This is a genomic window from Cellulosimicrobium sp. 72-3, from assembly GCF_013127315.1.
Lineage (GTDB): Bacteria > Actinomycetota > Actinomycetes > Actinomycetales > Cellulomonadaceae > Cellulosimicrobium > Cellulosimicrobium funkei.
On the sequence record NZ_CP053419.1, the window covers coordinates 1,690,049 to 1,706,306 of the forward strand.

General features: G+C 74.8%; 18 protein-coding genes. 17 read left to right on the plus strand and 1 reads right to left on the minus strand.

Going from position 1 to position 16,258, the window contains the following annotated elements; translation table 11 throughout:
- The first annotated feature begins 1 nt into the window (after position 1).
- The 9 genes from trmD (at position 2) to HKK73_RS07665 (ending at position 8,066) form a co-directional block, all read left to right on the plus strand.
- Positions 2-820 (plus strand): tRNA (guanosine(37)-N1)-methyltransferase TrmD, encoded by an 819-nt coding sequence (gene trmD, locus HKK73_RS07625; protein ID WP_043653249.1) that lies wholly within the window; start codon positions 2-4, stop codon positions 818-820.
- Positions 821-1,093: 273 nt separating this feature from the next.
- Positions 1,094-1,453, plus strand: a complete 360-nt coding sequence (gene rplS / locus HKK73_RS07630; RefSeq protein ID WP_021483307.1) for a 50S ribosomal protein L19 — start codon at positions 1,094-1,096, stop codon at positions 1,451-1,453.
- A gap of 83 nt (positions 1,454-1,536) precedes the next feature.
- On the plus strand, positions 1,537-2,352 hold the full coding sequence (gene lepB, locus HKK73_RS07635; RefSeq protein ID WP_170982093.1) for a signal peptidase I: 816 nt from the start codon (positions 1,537-1,539) through the stop codon (positions 2,350-2,352).
- Positions 2,349-3,179: a ribonuclease HII gene (locus HKK73_RS07640; protein WP_369824901.1), complete on the plus strand. Its 831-nt coding sequence runs from the start codon at positions 2,349-2,351 to the stop codon at positions 3,177-3,179. Before lepB ends, HKK73_RS07640 begins: the two co-directional genes overlap by 4 nt.
- A gap of 50 nt (positions 3,180-3,229) precedes the next feature.
- Positions 3,230-3,529, plus strand: a complete 300-nt coding sequence (locus HKK73_RS07645; protein ID WP_024840525.1) for a DUF2469 domain-containing protein — start codon at positions 3,230-3,232, stop codon at positions 3,527-3,529.
- Between the two features lie 113 nt (positions 3,530-3,642).
- A complete protein-coding gene (locus tag HKK73_RS07650) occupies positions 3,643-4,002 on the plus strand; it encodes a YraN family protein (RefSeq protein WP_021483325.1) in 360 nt (119 codons plus the stop codon).
- On the plus strand, positions 4,002-5,540 hold the full coding sequence (locus tag HKK73_RS07655) for a YifB family Mg chelatase-like AAA ATPase (RefSeq protein ID WP_171467753.1): 1,539 nt from the start codon (positions 4,002-4,004) through the stop codon (positions 5,538-5,540). The genes HKK73_RS07650 and HKK73_RS07655 overlap by 1 nt, the downstream gene beginning before the upstream one ends.
- A gap of 25 nt (positions 5,541-5,565) precedes the next feature.
- Positions 5,566-6,945, plus strand: coding sequence for a DNA-processing protein DprA (dprA, locus tag HKK73_RS07660; protein ID WP_171467754.1), 1,380 nt, complete (start codon positions 5,566-5,568; stop codon positions 6,943-6,945).
- A 224-nt stretch (positions 6,946-7,169) separates the two neighbouring features.
- Complete coding sequence (locus HKK73_RS07665; RefSeq protein ID WP_061268943.1) at positions 7,170-8,066, plus strand: tyrosine recombinase XerC; 897 nt, start codon at positions 7,170-7,172, stop codon at positions 8,064-8,066.
- A gap of 61 nt (positions 8,067-8,127) precedes the next feature.
- Here HKK73_RS07665 and HKK73_RS19095 read toward each other — a convergent pair whose 3' ends face one another.
- Positions 8,128-8,817, minus strand: coding sequence for a murein hydrolase activator EnvC (locus tag HKK73_RS19095; RefSeq protein WP_253705844.1), 690 nt, complete (start codon positions 8,815-8,817; stop codon positions 8,128-8,130).
- A 431-nt stretch (positions 8,818-9,248) separates the two neighbouring features.
- Here HKK73_RS19095 and rpsB point away from each other — a divergent pair, with 431 nt between their 5' ends.
- From rpsB to HKK73_RS07710, 8 genes are all read left to right on the plus strand, one after another.
- A complete protein-coding gene (rpsB, locus tag HKK73_RS07675) occupies positions 9,249-10,232 on the plus strand; it encodes a 30S ribosomal protein S2 (RefSeq protein WP_114553052.1) in 984 nt (327 codons plus the stop codon).
- A 133-nt stretch (positions 10,233-10,365) separates the two neighbouring features.
- Entirely contained in the window at positions 10,366-11,205 is an 840-nt protein-coding gene (gene tsf, locus HKK73_RS07680; RefSeq protein ID WP_034652463.1) for a translation elongation factor Ts, read from the plus strand.
- 163 nt (positions 11,206-11,368) lie between these two features.
- Complete coding sequence (gene pyrH, locus HKK73_RS07685) at positions 11,369-12,124, plus strand: UMP kinase (protein ID WP_031315725.1); 756 nt, start codon at positions 11,369-11,371, stop codon at positions 12,122-12,124.
- A 75-nt stretch (positions 12,125-12,199) separates the two neighbouring features.
- Complete coding sequence (frr, locus tag HKK73_RS07690) at positions 12,200-12,757, plus strand: ribosome recycling factor (protein WP_021482015.1); 558 nt, start codon at positions 12,200-12,202, stop codon at positions 12,755-12,757.
- A 32-nt stretch (positions 12,758-12,789) separates the two neighbouring features.
- Entirely contained in the window at positions 12,790-13,647 is an 858-nt protein-coding gene (locus HKK73_RS07695) for a phosphatidate cytidylyltransferase (protein ID WP_021482016.1), read from the plus strand.
- Positions 13,648-13,760: 113 nt separating this feature from the next.
- On the plus strand, positions 13,761-14,852 hold the full coding sequence (gene rlmN / locus HKK73_RS07700) for a 23S rRNA (adenine(2503)-C(2))-methyltransferase RlmN (protein ID WP_043653265.1): 1,092 nt from the start codon (positions 13,761-13,763) through the stop codon (positions 14,850-14,852).
- Positions 14,849-15,400 (plus strand): DivIVA domain-containing protein, encoded by a 552-nt coding sequence (locus HKK73_RS07705; RefSeq protein WP_021482018.1) that lies wholly within the window; start codon positions 14,849-14,851, stop codon positions 15,398-15,400. The genes rlmN and HKK73_RS07705 overlap by 4 nt, the downstream gene beginning before the upstream one ends.
- A gap of 14 nt (positions 15,401-15,414) precedes the next feature.
- Complete coding sequence (locus tag HKK73_RS07710; RefSeq protein ID WP_198285597.1) at positions 15,415-16,200, plus strand: bifunctional 2-polyprenyl-6-hydroxyphenol methylase/3-demethylubiquinol 3-O-methyltransferase UbiG; 786 nt, start codon at positions 15,415-15,417, stop codon at positions 16,198-16,200.
- Positions 16,201-16,258: the final 58 nt, after the last annotated feature.

Sequence of the window (16,258 nt, forward strand, 5' to 3'; positions counted from 1 at the left end):
CGTGCGGATCGACGTCGTCACGATCTTTCCCGACTACCTCGCCGCGCTGGACCTGTCGCTCGTCGGCAAGGCCCGCACTGCCGGGATCCTCGACCTGCGCGTCCACGACCTGCGCGACTGGACGACGGACCGGCACCGCACGGTCGACGACACGCCGTTCGGCGGCGGCGCGGGCATGGTCATGCGCCCCGACGTCTGGGGGCGGGCGATCGACGACGTGTCCGGCCTGTCGACCGGCGCGGTCGCGGGAGAGGCGAGCGCGGTGCACCTGGTCGTGCCGACGCCGTCGGGCACGACCTTCACCCAGCGCACCGCCGAGGAGCTCGCGACGGAGGAGCACCTCGTCGTCGCCTGCGGACGCTACGAGGGCATCGACGCACGCGTGGCGGAGCACTACCGTGCCGCCGGGATGCGCGTCAGCGAGCTCTCGATCGGTGACTACGTGCTCAACGGCGGCGAGGTCGCGGCGCTCGTGATGATCGAGGCCGTCGGGCGCCTGCTGCCGGGCGTCGTGGGCAACCCGGAGTCGCTCGTCGAGGAGTCGCACGGGGCCGCGGGGCTCCTGGAGTACCCGGTCTACACGAAGCCGCCCGTGTGGGGCGACCTCGAGGTGCCCGACGTCCTGCTGTCCGGGCACCACGCCCGGATCCGGCGCTGGCGCCGGGACCAGGCCCTGCGTCGTACCGCCCGCCGCCGCCCGGACATGGTGCGTGCGCTCGACGTCGCAGCGCTCGACCGGCACGACCTGGAGGTCCTCGCGGGGGCCGGCTGGGGCGTCGTCGACGGCCACCTGGAGCGCACCGCCCCGGCCGACGGCTGAGCGGGGACCCTCCCGGCGCGCGCCCGCGGCCCGCGAGGACTGCCGCCCGGGCCGACGGGTGTGGCAGAATGGTCGATCGGTGTGTGCCGCCCCGGACCTCTGCCACAGGGGAGCCCGCGCCCGATCCTCGGGCGGACTGGCACGACGGACCCGACGACCGCGAGGTCGACGACCGTCCACGCGCAGCACGGCACACCCCACCGATACGACGACGGCCCGGTCTGCCCGGGCCACGAGCACGCGTCCGACCTGTGGCGGGCGAGGAGAAGCACCATGCACACGCTGGACAGCGTCGACGCAGCATCGCTGCGCAGCGACGTCCCGGAGTTCCGCCCCGGTGACACGCTCAAGGTCAACGTCAAGGTCGTCGAGGGCACCCGCTCCCGCGTCCAGGCGTTCCAGGGTGTCGTCATCGCCCGTCAGGGCAGCGGCGTCCGCGAGACGTTCACGGTCCGCAAGATCAGCTTCGGCGTGGGTGTCGAGCGCACGTTCCCCGTGCACTCGCCGTCCATCGAGTCCGTCGAGGTCGTGACGCGCGGTGACGTGCGTCGCGCCAAGCTGTACTACCTGCGCGCGCTGCGCGGCAAGAAGGCGAAGATCAAGGAGAAGCGCGAGACCGCGCCCAACCGCTGATCGGCTGTCGGCGACACCGCCGCTCCGCTGTCCGCGGGCCGGTTCCGTTTCCCGGATCGCCCCCGAGGTGGCATTGTGAACGCGTGACCGACAGCGCCCCGCCCCGCGGCCCGCACCCCGACGCCGGCACCGAGCGCGCGGCGCTCGGCCCCGAGGACGACGGGCGCCCCCCGCACGGCCAGCACCTCGCGGCCGAAGGGGACGAGGTCGCCCCGCGCGAGCGCCCGCGCAGGTCGTCGCTGCTGCGCGAGACCGCGATCATCGTGGTCAGCGCGCTGGTGCTGTCCCTGCTCATCAAGACGTTCCTCGTCCAGGCGTTCTTCATCCCGAGCGCCTCGATGGAGGACACGCTCGTCGAGGGCGACCGCGTGATGGTGTCCCGCCTCGTGCCCGGCGCGTTCGACGTGCACCGGGGCGACGTCGTCGTGTTCAAGGACCCGGGCGGCTGGCTGCCGCCGCAGGAGCCTCAGGACCAGAGCGCGGTGTCCGAGGCCGTCCGTGCGGCGCTGACGTTTGTCGGCCTCCTGCCGCAGGACACGGGGGAGCACCTCATCAAACGCGTCATCGGCGTGCCGGGCGACCACGTCGTGTGCTGCGACGCCGAGGGCCGCGTGAGCGTCAACGACGTGCCGATCGACGAGACGTACATCAAGCCGGGGTCGATCCCCAGCCAGGACGCGTTCGACCGCACGGTCCCCGCCGACATGCTGTTCGTCATGGGCGACAACCGGCAGAACTCCCTGGACTCGCGCTACAACACGGGCAAGCCCGGAGGCGGGTTCGTGCCGATGAGCAACGTCGTGGGGACGGCGTTCGTCAAGGTGTGGCCGCTGTCGCACGTCGGTCTGCTGCGTAACCCCGGCGACGTGTTCGCCGACGTCCCCGAGGTGGAGCCGTGACGCTCGACGCCGTCGCGCGTCCGGAGCCCGCGCGGGCACCGGCGCGCCGGGCACCCGCGCGTCGTCGGCCGGACCTGCGCCAGGAGCGCGCCATGCTGCGCGACGGCGCGCGGCTCGTCGCCGGGATGGACGAGGTCGGTCGCGGCGCGCTCGCCGGGCCGGTGTCGGTCGGGGTCGTGGTCGTCGACCTCGCGACGAAGCCGTGCCCGCCCGGGCTCACGGACTCGAAGCTCCTCACCGCGGCGGCGCGCGAGGCGCTCGTGCCCCTCGCGCGGTCGTGGTGCGTCGCGTGGGCGGTGGGCCACGCCGGCCCGGCCGAGATCGACGCGCACGGGATCGTGGGCGCGCTGCGGCTCGCGGGCCGCCGTGCGCTCGCCCAGGTGCGCCGGACGGTCGGCGACGTCGATGCGGTCCTGCTCGACGGCAAGCACGACTGGCTGAGCCGCCCCTCGGCGGTGGACCTCTTCGAGGCGTTCGACCTCGACCCGCACGACGACGTCCGGCTCGTCGACCCGCGCGTGCGCACGCTCGTCAAGGCGGACCTGCAGTGCGCGTCGGTCGCCGCCGCGAGCGTGCTCGCGAAGACCGAGCGCGACGGCCTCATGACGAGCCTGGCGCGCCAGTACCCCGCCTTCGGGTGGGACCAGAACAAGGGCTACGGGGCGGCGGCGCACGTCGAGGCCCTGCGCGAGCACGGCCCGACGCCGCAGCACCGGCGGTCCTGGCGCCTGCCCGAGCGCGGTGACGAGGGCATCGGCGTCCCGGCGTACGGCGACCCGGTCGACGTGCTCGAGCTCGACCCCGAGGCCGGTCTGCCGACGAGCTGACCGGTGCCCTCCGTCCGGTCCGGTGGCCGCCGATGGTCCATGATGGAGCCGTGAGCGCCGAAGACCTGGAGAACTACGAGACCGAGATGGAGCTCGCGCTGTACCGCGAGTACCGCGACGTGGTGGGCCTGTTCTCGTACGTGGTGGAGACCGAACGCCGCTTCTACCTGGCGAACCAGGTCGACCTGCAGGTGCGTTCCGCCGCCGGTGAGGTCTACTTCGAGCTGCGGCTCGCCGACGCGTGGGTCTGGGACGTGTACCGCTCCGCGCGGTTCGTGAAGTCCGTGCGCGTCGTGACGTTCAAGGACGTCAACGTCGAGGAGCTCGCGAAGGCCGAGCTCCAGCTCTGACGCCGTTTGTGGCCGTGCACAGGACCACTGGCTGACGGCGGTCCCACAGGCCGCCCGGCGCCCCTGGCGCCGCTCCCGCGCCGTGCCCCACGGTGGGCCGCGGAGGTGAGCCCATGGGAGCGAACGACGCCGTCGGGCGGTACGGGGAGAAGGTGGCCGCGGCCCACCTGGTCGAGGCGGGCTGGACGCTCCTCGACCGCAACTGGCGCGGGACGCGCGGCGAGCTCGACGTCGTCGCGCTCGACGGCGACGTGCTCGTGGCCGTCGAGGTCAAGACCCGGCGCGGCACGGGGTTCGGGCACCCGGCGCAGGCCGTCACGCCCGCGAAGCTCGGCCGTCTGCGCCGGCTCACGGGGGAGTGGCTCGCGACGCACGACGTCCGCGCCCGGTCGGTCCGGATCGACGTCGTCGCGGTCCTCGTGGCGCGCGCCGGCGCGGCACGGGTCGAGCACCTCGTCGGGGTGAGCGCCTGATGGGGCTCGGGACCACGCGCGCGGTCGCGCTCGTGGGGCTCTCCGGCCACGTCGTCGAGGTGCAGGCCCACCTCGCGGCGTCCGTCCCCGGCTTCGTCCTCGTCGGGCTGCCGGACACCGCGCTGAGCGAGTCGCGCGACCGCGTGCGCGCGGCCGTGACGTCGTCGGGCATCGCGTGGCCCCAGCGCAAGGTCACGATCAACCTGTCGCCGGCGGCGCTGCCGAAGTCCGGGACGGGCTTCGACGTCGCGATCGCCGTCGCGCTGCTCGCCGGTGCCCAGGTGCTGCCCGCGGGCGCGGCGGACGGCGTCGTGCACCTCGGCGAGCTGGGCCTCGACGGCCGGCTCCAGCCCGTGCGCGGCGTCCTGCCCGCCGTGGCGGCCGCGGTCGCGGCCGGGTTCCCGGACGTCGTGGTGCCGGCGGCCGACGTGGCGGAGGCGCGCCTCGTGCCCGGGGCCCGGGTGGTCGGGGCGGCGAGCCTCGCGGACGTCGCGCGGCTCCACGGCGCGTCGCTCGAGGGCGCGGACGAGTCGGCCGCGCCGGTCGTGGTCCCGCGCCCCGTCGTGCCGGTGGCCCGTCCGGGGGATCTCTCGGAGGTCGTCGGCCAGGACGAGGCGCGGCACGCGCTCGAGGTGGCGGCCGCGGGCGGCCACCACCTGCTCCTCGTCGGGGCGCCGGGCGCGGGCAAGACGATGCTCGCGTCACGGCTTCCCGGGATCCTGCCGGACCTCACGGAGAGCGAGGCGGTCGAGGTCACCGCCGTCCACTCGGTGGCCGGGGTGTTCGACCCGGGCGCGGGGCTGGTCCACCGCCCGCCCTACGAGGACCCGCACCACACCGCGACGCCCGCCGCCATCGTCGGCGGGGGCAGCGGCCTGCCCCGACCCGGGGCCGCGTCGCGGGCGCACCGGGGGGTGCTCTTCCTCGACGAGGCGCCCGAGTTCGGCGCGCGCGTGCTCCAGACGCTGCGCCAGCCGCTCGAGCACGGCGAGCTCGTCATCCACCGGGCGGGCGGGACGGCGCGCTACCCCGCCCGCTTCCAGCTCGTGCTCGCCGCCAACCCGTGCCCGTGCGGCCAGGGCGTCGGCAAGGGGCTCGGGTGCACGTGCTCGTCGGTGGCGCAGCGACGGTACTTCGGTCGGCTCTCCGGCCCGCTCCTCGACCGCGTGGACGTGCAGGTCGAGGTCCGGCCGGTGACGCGGGTCGAGCGCGCGCGAGCCGCCGCCCCCGAGCCGAGCGCGGTCGTCGCGGCCAGGGTCGCCGCGGCCCGGGAGGCGGCCGCGTCCCGGCTCGCCGGCACGCCGTGGCGCACGAACGGCGAGGTGCCCGGCACGTGGCTGCGCGAGCAGCTCGGCCCCGACGCGGGCCTCCTGGCCGACGTGGACCGCGCGCTCGACCGCGGCACGCTCAGCCTGCGCGGCGCGGACCGCGTCCTGCGCCTCGCCTGGACCGTCGCCGACCTCGCCGGGCGCGCCGCGCCCACGAGGGCGGACGTCGGGACCGGGCTCGCGCTGCGCACGCGGGGCTACCGTGCCTGAACGCGGGTCCGGGGACGGGCGTCCCGTGTTCGACGTCCTCGACGAACGCCTCGCGCGCGCGGCGTGGTCGCGCGTCGCGGAACCGGGGGACCAGGTCGCGGTCGCGCTCGTCGACCAGCTCGGCGCCGGTCCGGCGCTCGAGTGGCTCCACGAGGCGGCCCGTGACCCGGCCGGCGCGCGCCGCGCGCTGGTCCGGCTCGCCGACGACGGCGCGCCGGGCGGTGCCGCTCCGGCACGGGAAGGACCGACGGGCGTCCCCGTGGTCGGTCCCGCTCCCGGCGCCCGCGAGGACGCGCCCGACCCGGCGGCACGGTCGACCGGCCGGCGCGCGGCTGAGCACGACGCGGTGGGACGGTCAACCGACGCACGCGTGGCGGACCACGACCCGCGCGCCCGGTCTGTGGCGCGGCTCCTGCGGGCCGTCGGGCGCTGGGCTCCCCGCCTCGACGGGCTGGACCCGCGCCGCGAGCTGCGTGTGCTCGAGCGCCTCGGCGGCACCCTCGTCGTGCCGGGCGACGACCGGTGGCCGTCCGGCCTCGACGACCTCGGGCCCGTGCGCCCGCTCGCACTGTGGGTGCGGGGGAGCGCAGCGGTGCAGGACCTCGCGGCGCGCTCGGTCGCGGTGGTCGGCGCCCGCGCCTGCACCGACTACGGCCGCCACGTGACGGGCGAGATCGCGGCGGGCCTCGCGGCGCGAGGGTTCACCGTCGTGTCCGGGGGCGCGTACGGGATCGACGCGGCGGCGCACCGGGCCGCGATCCTCTCGGGCGGACCGACGGTCGCGTTCCTCGCGGGGGGCGTGGACCGGTTCTACCCGGCCGGGAACGTCGAGCTGCTCCGCTCGGTCGTCGAGTCGGGCGGCGCGGTCGTCTCGGAGGTCCCGCCCGGGTCCGTCCCGAGCCGGGTGCGGTTCCTGCTTCGCAACCGGCTCATCGCTGCGTTCGCGCGGGCGACGGTCGTCGTCGAGGCGGCCTGGCGCTCGGGCTCGCTGAGCACGGCGTCGCGCGCCGCGGAGCTCTCCCGGCCGGTCGGTGCCGTGCCGGGCCCCGTGACGTCGATGGCGTCGACCGGGTGCCACCGGCTGCTGCGCGACGGCGTGGCGGTGTGCGTCACCGACGCGGACGAGGTCGTCGAGCTCGCGGGCGACCTCGCGCGGGACGCGGCACCCGCCGCGCCCGCCGCGACCTCGTGGCGCGCACCCCACGACGCCCCGTACGACGACCTGGACCCCGTCGAGACGCGCACGTGGGACGCGCTCCCGCTGCGTGCGGGAGCCTCGACCGAGGCGATGGCCCGGGCCGCAGGTCTTGCCGTGGCGGACGTGGTCGGTGCGCTGGGGAGGCTCGAGGCCCGGGGGCTCGCCGAGCGCGTGCCCGGCGGTTGGCGGCGCGTGCGTGAGCCCTGAGTCACGAGCCGTGCGAGGTGTGCCGAGCCGGCGTGAGCCATGAGTCATGGGACGTGCGAGGCGCGCTGAGCGTGCGTGGGCCCTGAGCTGCGAGCAGAGCGGAGCGCCTCCCCGAGCCAGGGCTCGTCGCGCGCGAGACTGGGGGCGTGACACGAGCAGACACCTCCGAGGAGCACCCCGCGGACGAGCGCGTCGCCGAACCCGCCGTCGCGCTGCCCGAGGCGATGCGTGCGGCGCTCGCGGACTTCGCGGTGCACCTCGAGGTGGCGCAGGGGACGTCGGCGCACACGGTCCGCGCCTACACCGGCGACGTCGAGTCGTTGCTGCGGCACGCCGTCCGCCACGGCGCGGCGGCCCCGCGCGACGTCGACCTCGCCGCGCTGCGTGCGTGGCTCACGACGCAGTCGGAGCGCGGGCTGGCCCGGGCGACCCTCGCCCGACGCGGCGCGGCGGCGCGCGCGTTCTTCGACTGGGCGCGGCGCACGGGGCGTGTCGACTCCGACCCGGCGGCGCGGCTCGCGAGCCCGCGCGTGCCCCGCACCCTGCCGACCGTCCTCGCGGTCGACGCGGCGGCGCGCCTGCTCGACGACGCACGCGAGGCCGCCGTCGAGGGTGAGCCGGCCCGGTTGCGCGAGTGGGCCGCCGTCGAGCTCCTCTACGGGGCCGGGATCCGCGTCGGCGAGCTCGCGGGGGTCGACGTCGACGACGTGGACCTCGCGCAGCGCGTGGTCCGGGTGCTCGGGAAGGGCGACAAGGAGCGCGTCGTGCCGTTCGGCGTGCCGGCGGCGCGCGCGGTGACCCGCTGGCTCGACGTGGGCCGGCCCGCCCTCGTCACCGCGCGCTCGGGCCCCGCGCTCCTGCTGGGCGACCGCGGGGGACGCTGGGGGCAGCGGCAGGTCCGCGAGGCGGTGCACCGCCTCGCCGCGGCGGCGGGCGTCGACGACGTCGCCCCTCACGACCTGCGGCACAGCGCCGCGACGCACCTCCTCGCCGGGGGCTCGGACCTGCGCAGCGTGCAGGAGATCCTCGGGCACTCCTCGCTCGCGACGACGCAGCGCTACACGCACGTGACCGCGGAGCGGCTGCGCACCTCGTTCGAGCAGGCGTTCCCGCGCGCCTGACGGGACGCGCGATCCGCCCTGATCTGGCGCGATCCGCCGTGAACCGCCGCAGCCCGCGCGGTCAGCGCTCCCCGAGCGGCAGCAGCACAATCGGCGGCCGGTCGCCGAGGAGAGCCAGCGGGTCGAGGTAGCGCTCGCCGCGCCGCACGCCCCAGTGCACGCACGTGGCGGCGCAGTGGCTCCCCGCGGCGCTCTCCGCGGCCTGCACCGTGCCGAGCACGGACCCGGACGTCACGCGCTCGCCGCGCCCGACCGACGCCGTCACGGGCTCGAGGGAGGTGCGCAGCCCGTCGTCGTGCAAGATGACGACCACGTCGCGCCCTGCGACGGGCCCGGTGAACGACACCACGCCGGGGGCGGGGGAGCGGACGGTCTCCGCAGGGGCGGCCGCGAGGTCGACGCCGCGGTGCCCCGGGAGCCAGTCGTGCTCGGGCGGGTCGAACGGCGCGAGCATGCCCAGGTCGGCGACGTCCCGGTCGAGCGGGGGAACCCACCCGCTCGATGCGGCTCCCTGCCCGGGCCCGGGAGCCGACGCCGCTCCTGCCACGGGTGCGGCGAGGACCACGAGCGCGCCGAGCACGAGGGCGGCGCCGCGGACCCGGGCACGACGCGTGGTCGTGCCGCCGGACGGCCCGACGGCCGGATGCTCGGGCAGGTGGTCGGTCGTGCGGCCGGACGGCCCGTCGGCGAGACGGACCGCACGGCGGGCGGGCGGGTGAGCGGACGGGAGACGAGCGCGGTCGAGGGTCACGGGGTCAGGGTGCCGGAGTCACGTCGACGGGCGCGGACGCGGCGGGCTCGGCTGTGGACGAGCGGCCCGCACGACGGCGCACGACGGCGGCTGTGGTCGGCCCTGCCGTCGGGTAGACTTGCCGCTGCGACCGGCGCGTTCGCCGTGCCCGGCCCGAGGGACCACCTCGGCCGAGGACGGAGCCGGTCGACTTCGCGCGTCACGTCCTCGCCCTCGTCTCCCGGTCCGTCCGGGTCGGGGTGGGGCCGCGTCCGGCGTCGGTCCTGCTCGCACCGTCCACGGTGCGTCGCAGGCGTCGGCACGGGTGGCGCCAGGGGTGCGACCACCAGGGTCGTCACCGACAACCGCACCGCGGTCCGTCCCACGGGAGGGGCCGCCAGAAGCGTGCGCGCACCGGGTGGATCCCGGGCCGCACGGCGAAAGGACGTGTCATGGCCGTCGTGACCATGCGCCAGCTCCTCGAGAGCGGTGTCCACTTCGGGCACCAGACCCGCCGTTGGAACCCGAAGATGAAGCGCTTCATCTTCACCGAGCGCAACGGCATCTACATCGTCGACCTCCAGCAGTCGCTGTCGTACATCGACCGCGCGTACGAGTTCGTCAAGGAGACCGTCGCGCACGGCGGCTCCATCCTCTTCGTCGGCACCAAGAAGCAGGCCCAGGAGCCCGTGGCCGAGCAGGCCGCGCGCGTCGGGATGCCCTACGTGAACCACCGCTGGCTCGGCGGCATGCTCACCAACTTCACCACGGTGCACAAGCGTCTCCAGCGCCTCAAGGAGCTCGAGGAGATCGACTTCGACGACGTCGCCGGCTCGGCGCTCACGAAGAAGGAGCTCCTCGTCCTGCGTCGCGAGAAGGACAAGCTCGCCCGCACGCTCGGCGGCATCCGCGACATGGCGAAGGTCCCCTCCGCCGTGTGGATCGTCGACACGAACAAGGAGCACCTCGCGGTCGACGAGGCGCGCAAGCTCCACATCCCGATCGTCGCGATCCTCGACACGAACTGCGACCCGGACGTCGTGGACTACAAGATCCCGGGCAACGACGACGCGATCCGCTCCGTGACGCTGCTCACGCGGGTCATCGCGGACGCCGTCGCCGAGGGTCTGCTCCAGCGTCACTCGGGCCGTTCGGGCGCCGAGGCCGAGGCGGGCGCCTCCGCCGAGCCGCTGGCCGAGTGGGAGCGCGAGCTCCTCGCCGGCGCCGAGCAGCAGCTCGAGGCGGACGAGAAGGCCGCCGAGGCGAACGTCGAGGCCGCCGCGGCCGAGGGCGTGGCCGAGGCTGCCGCCGAGGTCGTCGCCGAGGAGCCGGGTGACGCCACCGCCGAGGTCGTCGAGGAGGCCGCCGCCGAGGCTGCCGTCGTCGCGGACGCCGAGGCCGTGGTCGCCGACGCCGAGGCCGACGAGACCAAGTGACGTCCCGGGGTGCGCGACGGGCGACCGTCGCGCACCCCGTGCCGTACCACCGGCGTACCGGGCACCCACGCGGTGCCGCCAGCACGTCGCTTGTGACGAAGTACCCGTGACGAACCACGAGTGAGGAACCACCATGGCGAACTACACCGCCGCTGACATCAAGGCCCTGCGCGAGCGCACCGGCGCCGGCATGCTCGACGTCAAGAAGGCTCTCGACGAGGCGGGCGGCGACGCGGACAAGGCGCTCGAGATCATCCGTGTGAAGGGTCTGAAGGGCGTTGCCAAGCGCGAAGGCCGCTCGACCTCCGAGGGCCTCGTCGCCGTCGACATCCGCGACACCGAGGGTGGCCAGGTCGCGACGCTCATCGAGCTCAACTCCGAGACGGACTTCGTCGCGAAGAACGACACGTTCATCTCCCTCGCGGACCGCGTGCTCAAGGCCGCGGCCGAGGCCGGCGCGCGCGACGCGGACGCGGCGCTCGCCGCGGACGCGGACGGCGAGACCGTCCAGCAGGTCATCGACAACCAGGCCGCGACGCTCGGCGAGAAGATCGTCCTGCGCCGCGTGACCCGCGTCGCGGGCGAGCGCGTCACCGCGTACCTCCACCGCACCGCGCGCGACCTGCCGCCGTCGATCGGCGTCGTCGTCGCCACGGACGCCGCGGGCGAGGCCGTCGCGAAGGACGTCGCGCAGCACGTCGCCGCGATGTCCCCGACGTACCTCTCGCGCGACGAGGTCCCGGCCGAGACGGTCGAGAACGAGCGCCGCATCGCCGAGGAGACCTCGCGCAACGAGGGCAAGCCCGAGGCCGCGCTGCCGAAGATCGTCGAGGGTCGCCTCAACGGCTTCTTCAAGGACGTCGTCCTCGTCGACCAGCCGCTCGCGAAGGACCCGAAGAAGACGGTCGGCCAGGTCGTCTCCGAGGCCGGCGGCACCATCACGGAGTTCGTGCGCTACCGCGTCGGCGCCTGACGCCCCCGTCGGCCCGGACCCGTCGTCTCGTGGACGGCGGGTCCGGGCCGACCGCGCACCCGGGCCCGGCCCGGGCGCGCGACGACCGCCGACGTGCCGCACCATCAGGTGGACGACGGCGGAGCAGGACCACCCCGCCCCACCGGGCCAGGACGAAGGACAGGTGTCGACAGTGACGGCAGGCGAGCAGACCGAGCCCCGGACGGGGACCGAGCACCGGCGGGTGCTCCTCAAGCTGTCGGGCGAGACGTTCGGCGGCGGGCAGATCGGCCTCGCGCCCGACGTCGTCCAGCGCGTCGCCCAGGAGATCGCGGCCGCGGTCGAGCAGGGCGTCCAGGTCGCCATCGTGGTCGGTGGCGGCAACTTCTTCCGCGGGGCGGAGCTCTCCCAGCGCGGGCTCGACCGCGCACGTGCCGACTACATGGGCATGCTGGGCACGGTCATGAACTGCCTCGCGCTCCAGGACTTCCTCGAGCAGGCGGGGGTGAAGACGCGCGTGCAGACCGCCATCGCGATGGGCCAGGTCGCCGAGCCGTACATCCCGCTGCGCGCGATCCGGCACCTCGAGAAGGGCCGCGTCGTCATCTTCGGCGCCGGCGCCGGGATGCCGTACTTCTCGACCGACACGGTCTCCGTGCAGCGCGCCCTCGAGACGCACTGCCAGGAGGTCCTCATGGGCAAGAACGGCGTGGACGGCGTCTACACGGCGGACCCGCGCACGGACCCGTCGGCCACCAAGCTCGACCACCTGACGTACACCGACGCGCTCGTCAACGACCTCGGGGTCATGGACGCGACGGCGCTGAGCCTGTGCCGGGACAACGACGTGCGCATGCGGGTGTTCGGCATGAGCGAGCCGGGGAACGTCACGCGCGCCCTGGTCGGCGAGAATATTGGCACACTGGTCACGACCGACTGACACCGGTGCGACCAGGCCGGTGACCCCGGCCACGACCGCACGGACCGACCCACGACGAACGACGAAGGAGCACTGGTGATCGACGAGACCCTCCTCGAGGCCGAGGAGAAGATGGACAAGGCCGTCGAGGTGGCCAAGGAGGACTTCGCCGCGATCCGCACGGGCCGTGCGAACGCCGCGATGTTCAACAAGATCACGGTCGACTACTACGGCGCCCCGACCCCGCTGCAGCAGCTCGCGTCGTTCACGGTGACCGAGGCGCGCACGATCCTCGTCTCGCCGTTCGACAAGAGCTCGATGACCGCGGTCGAGAAGGCGCTGCGCGACTCCGACCTCGGGGTGAACCCCTCGAACGACGGCAACGTCGTCCGGGTCGTGCTGCCCGCCCTCACGGAGGAGCGCCGTCGTGACTTCGTGAAGCTCGCGAAGTCGAAGGCGGAGGACTCGCGCGTCGCGATCCGCAACGTCCGCCGTCGGGCGAAGGAGGAGCTGGACCGCATCGCGCGCGACGGCGAGGCCGGCGAGGACGAGGTCGCGCGCGCCGAGAAGGAGCTCGAGGTCCTCACGAAGGCGCACGTCGACCAGGTCGACGCGCTGCTCGCGGGCAAGGAGAGCGAGCTGCTCGAGGTCTGAGCACCTCGTCCGGCGAGCTCCTCCACGCACCGATGACCGACACCTCCTCGACGGCCGCAGGCGAAGGCACGACCGCGGCGCGCGCACCCAAGGCGGGCCGCAACCTCCCCGTGGCGATCGCGGTGGGCCTCGGCCTGCTCGCGCTCGTCGCGGTCAGCCTCGCCTTCCGGCCCGAGCTCTTCGTGCTGCTCGCGACCGTCGCGGTGGGCGCGGCGCTGTGGGAGCTCGCCCAGGCGTTCCGGCGCCGCGACCTGCACCTCCCGCTGCTCCCGCTCCTCGTGGGCACGGTCGGCATCCTCGTCTCCTCGTACTACTCGGGGCCCGAGGCGCTGCTCGTCTCCTTCATGCTCACCGTGGCGGGGGCGGTGGTGTGGCGCGTGATCGACGGGTCGGGCACGGCCGCCGTGCGCGACGCCGCCGCCGCGACCTTCGCGGCGGCGTACCTGCCGTTCATGGCGGGCTTCGTCATGCTCATGCTCGCCGCGCCGGACGGGCGTGTGCGCGTCCTCCTCTTCATCCTGCTCGCGGTGGCGAACGACGTCGGCGGGTACGTCGCGGGCGTCCTGTTCGGACGGCACCCGCTCGCCCCGTCCGTCAGCCCCAAGAAGTCGTGGGAGGGGCTCGCCGGGTCGTTCGTCCTGGCCACCGCCGTCGGGGTCGTCGGCGCGGTGGTGGGGCTCGGCGCGAGCCCGCTGCTCGGCGTCGCGCTGGGTGTCCTGGCCCCGCTCACGGCGACGATCGGCGATCTCGCCGAGTCCATGATCAAGCGGGACCTAGAATTGAAGGACATGGGGTCGCTCCTGCCCGGCCACGGAGGCATCCTCGACCGGCTCGACTCCATGCTCCTCACCGCCCCGTTCGTGTACGTGCTGCTCGCCCTGGCCGTCTGACGGCCCGGCTCACGGCGCGGCGCACCCGTCCGCACCGCCCCCCACGCTTGGACCTCCTCATGACCGTCCGTTCCGTCCGCCCGTCCGCGGAGTCGAAGCCGCTGCCGCTCGTCATGTCGGCCCCGCGCCGCGGCAAGCCGCCGCGCCACTTCGCCGACCTCGCGCCCGAGGAGGTGCGGGAAGTCGTCGTCGAGCTCGGCGAGAAGCCGTTCCGCGCCAAGCAGCTCGCGACGCACTACTACGCGCACCTCACGCGCGACCCCGAGGCGATGACGGACCTGCCGAAGGCGACGCGCGACGTGCTCGCCGAGGCGCTCTTCCCGCCGCTCCTCACGGCGGCGCGGCGCATGGAGGCCGACGGCGGCACGACCGTGAAGACGCTGTGGCACCTCTTCGACGGCGCCAAGGTCGAGTCGGTCCTCATGCGCTACCCGCAGCGCTCGACCCTGTGCGTGTCGAGCCAGGCGGGCTGCGGCATGGCGTGCCCGTTCTGCGCGACGGGGCAGCTCGGCCTGACGCGCAACCTCTCGGTCGCGGAGATCGTCGAGCAGGTGCGCTCCGCGGCCCGGTCGCTCGCGGACGGCGAGATCCCCGGCGGCCCGACGCGCCTCAACAACCTCGTGTTCATGGGCATGGGCGAGCCGCTCGCGAACTACAAGGCCGTCATGGGCACGGTGCGCCGTCTGGTCGCCCCCGCGCCCGACGGGCTCGGGATGTCCGCCCGCAACATCACGGTGTCGACGGTCGGGCTCGTGCCTGCGATGCGCAAGCTCGCCGACGAGGGGATCCCGGTGACCCTCGCGCTGTCGCTGCACGCCCCGGACGACGACCTGCGCAGCGAGCTCGTGCCGATCAACACCCGGTGGAGCGTCGACGAGACGCTCGACGCGGCCCGGCACTACTTCGAGGTCACGGGCCGCCGCGTGAGCATCGAGTACGCGCTCATCAAGGACATGAACGACCACGCGTGGCGCGCCGACCTCCTGGGCGAGAAGCTCAACGCGCGCGGCCGCGGCTGGGTCCACGTCAACCCGATCCCGCTCAACCCGACGCCCGGATCGATCTGGACGGCCAGCGACCCTGCCGTCGAGGCGGAGTTCGTGGCACGATTGCGCGGTCACGGGATCCCGACGACGATCCGTGACACCCGCGGCAGCGACATCGACGGCGCCTGCGGGCAGCTCGCTGCAGAGGAGGACGAGTGAGTTCGCTGTTCACCACGGTGTCGAAGACCCGGAACGGGTACGACCCCGAGGAGGTCGACGACTTCTTCGAGCACGCTCGTGACGTCTACGAGGGCCGGGTGTCGGAGCGGCTCACGAGCACGGAGATCCAGGCGTCGGTCTTCGACCTGGTCCGTGGCGGCTACGACACGCACGAGGTCGACGCCGCCCTCGACAGGCTCGAGGGCGCGTTCATCGCGCGCCAGCGGGCCGAGTACGTCGCGGCGCACGGGCAGCAGGCGTGGATGAACGCGCTCGCCGAGCGCGCGCGGACGCTCTACGGGCGCCTCGGTCGCCCCGACGGCGAGAAGTTCGCGCTCGCGGAGCGCGGCAAGCCGGCCTACGACATCGACGACGTCGACGACCTGTGCGACCGGCTCGTCGCCTACTTCGACCGCCAGGTCCCGATCACGGCGGCCGAGATCCGGTCCGCGACGTTCGGCCGGGCGCGCGGGCGCGACGGCTACGCGGAGGGTCCGGTCGACGCGTTCTTCGCGCGCGCCATCGAGGTGCTGCTCGGCGTCGAGTGACGACGCCCCACCGCGTGAGCCTCGATCCCCGGGCGACGTCGATCCGTCCGCTGCGCCGCGCGGTCGCGTCGCTCGCGGCGTTCAACGCCCGCCACCCCTGGAACCACAACGAGCACTTCCACGGCTGGGTCGTGCGGCGCGTGCCGCACGACGCCCGCGTCGTGCTGGACGTCGGCTGCGGCGCCGGCGTGCTCCTGGGCCGGCTGCGGGCCCGGGTCGCCGAGGTGCACGGGATCGACGCCGACGCGGGCATGGTCGCCCAGGCCCGGGCACGGCACGCTGCGGACCCCGCCGTGACGGTGTGCCGGCTCCGGTTCGACGACGTCCGCTCGCCCGACGACGTCCGCTCGCCCGACGACGTCCGCTCGCCCGACGACGTCCGCTCGCCGGGCGGGACGCCCGGGCCGGGGGCCGGTTCCCTGTGGCACCGCGGGTACGACGCGGTGACGATGGTCGCGGTGCTGCACCACCTCGAGCTCGACGAGGCGCTCCGGCACGCGCGGGGCCTCCTCGCACCGGGCGGCCGTCTGCTGGTCGTGGGGCTCGCCCGGGTCGCCACGCCCCGGGACCTCGCCGTCGACGTCGCGTCCGCGCTGCTCAACCCGCTCGTGGGCCTCGTGAAGCACCCCCGCCGCGCCCGGCCCGAGGACTCTGGCCCCGACGCCCCGGGCATGCCCGTCCGGGACCCGCGGCACACCGTGGACGAGGTCGCCCGCGCGGCCCGGGCGCTGCTGCCGGGAGCGCGCGTGCGCCGTCGGCTGTTCTTCCGGTACACGCTCGAGTGGACGGCACCGCGCTGACCGGACGACGACCCGGTGCGGTGCCACGCACCGCCCGCGGCCTGGAAGGATGGGAACC

Excerpts from the sequence above, each read along its gene's own strand:
- rplS (WP_021483307.1), top strand. The coding sequence starts at position 1,094 with ATGCACACGCTGGACAGCGTCGACGCAGCATCGCTGCGCAGCGACGTC.
- HKK73_RS07650 (WP_021483325.1), top strand. The coding sequence starts at position 3,643 with ATGGGAGCGAACGACGCCGTCGGGCGGTACGGGGAGAAGGTGGCCGCG.
- HKK73_RS07655 (WP_171467753.1), top strand. The coding sequence starts at position 4,002 with ATGGGGCTCGGGACCACGCGCGCGGTCGCGCTCGTGGGGCTCTCCGGC.
- HKK73_RS07665 (WP_061268943.1), top strand. The coding sequence starts at position 7,170 with ATGCGTGCGGCGCTCGCGGACTTCGCGGTGCACCTCGAGGTGGCGCAG.
- rpsB (WP_114553052.1), top strand. The coding sequence starts at position 9,249 with ATGGCCGTCGTGACCATGCGCCAGCTCCTCGAGAGCGGTGTCCACTTC.
- tsf (WP_034652463.1), top strand. The coding sequence starts at position 10,366 with ATGGCGAACTACACCGCCGCTGACATCAAGGCCCTGCGCGAGCGCACC.
- HKK73_RS07695 (WP_021482016.1), top strand. The coding sequence starts at position 12,790 with ATGACCGACACCTCCTCGACGGCCGCAGGCGAAGGCACGACCGCGGCG.
- rlmN (WP_043653265.1), top strand. The coding sequence starts at position 13,761 with ATGTCGGCCCCGCGCCGCGGCAAGCCGCCGCGCCACTTCGCCGACCTC.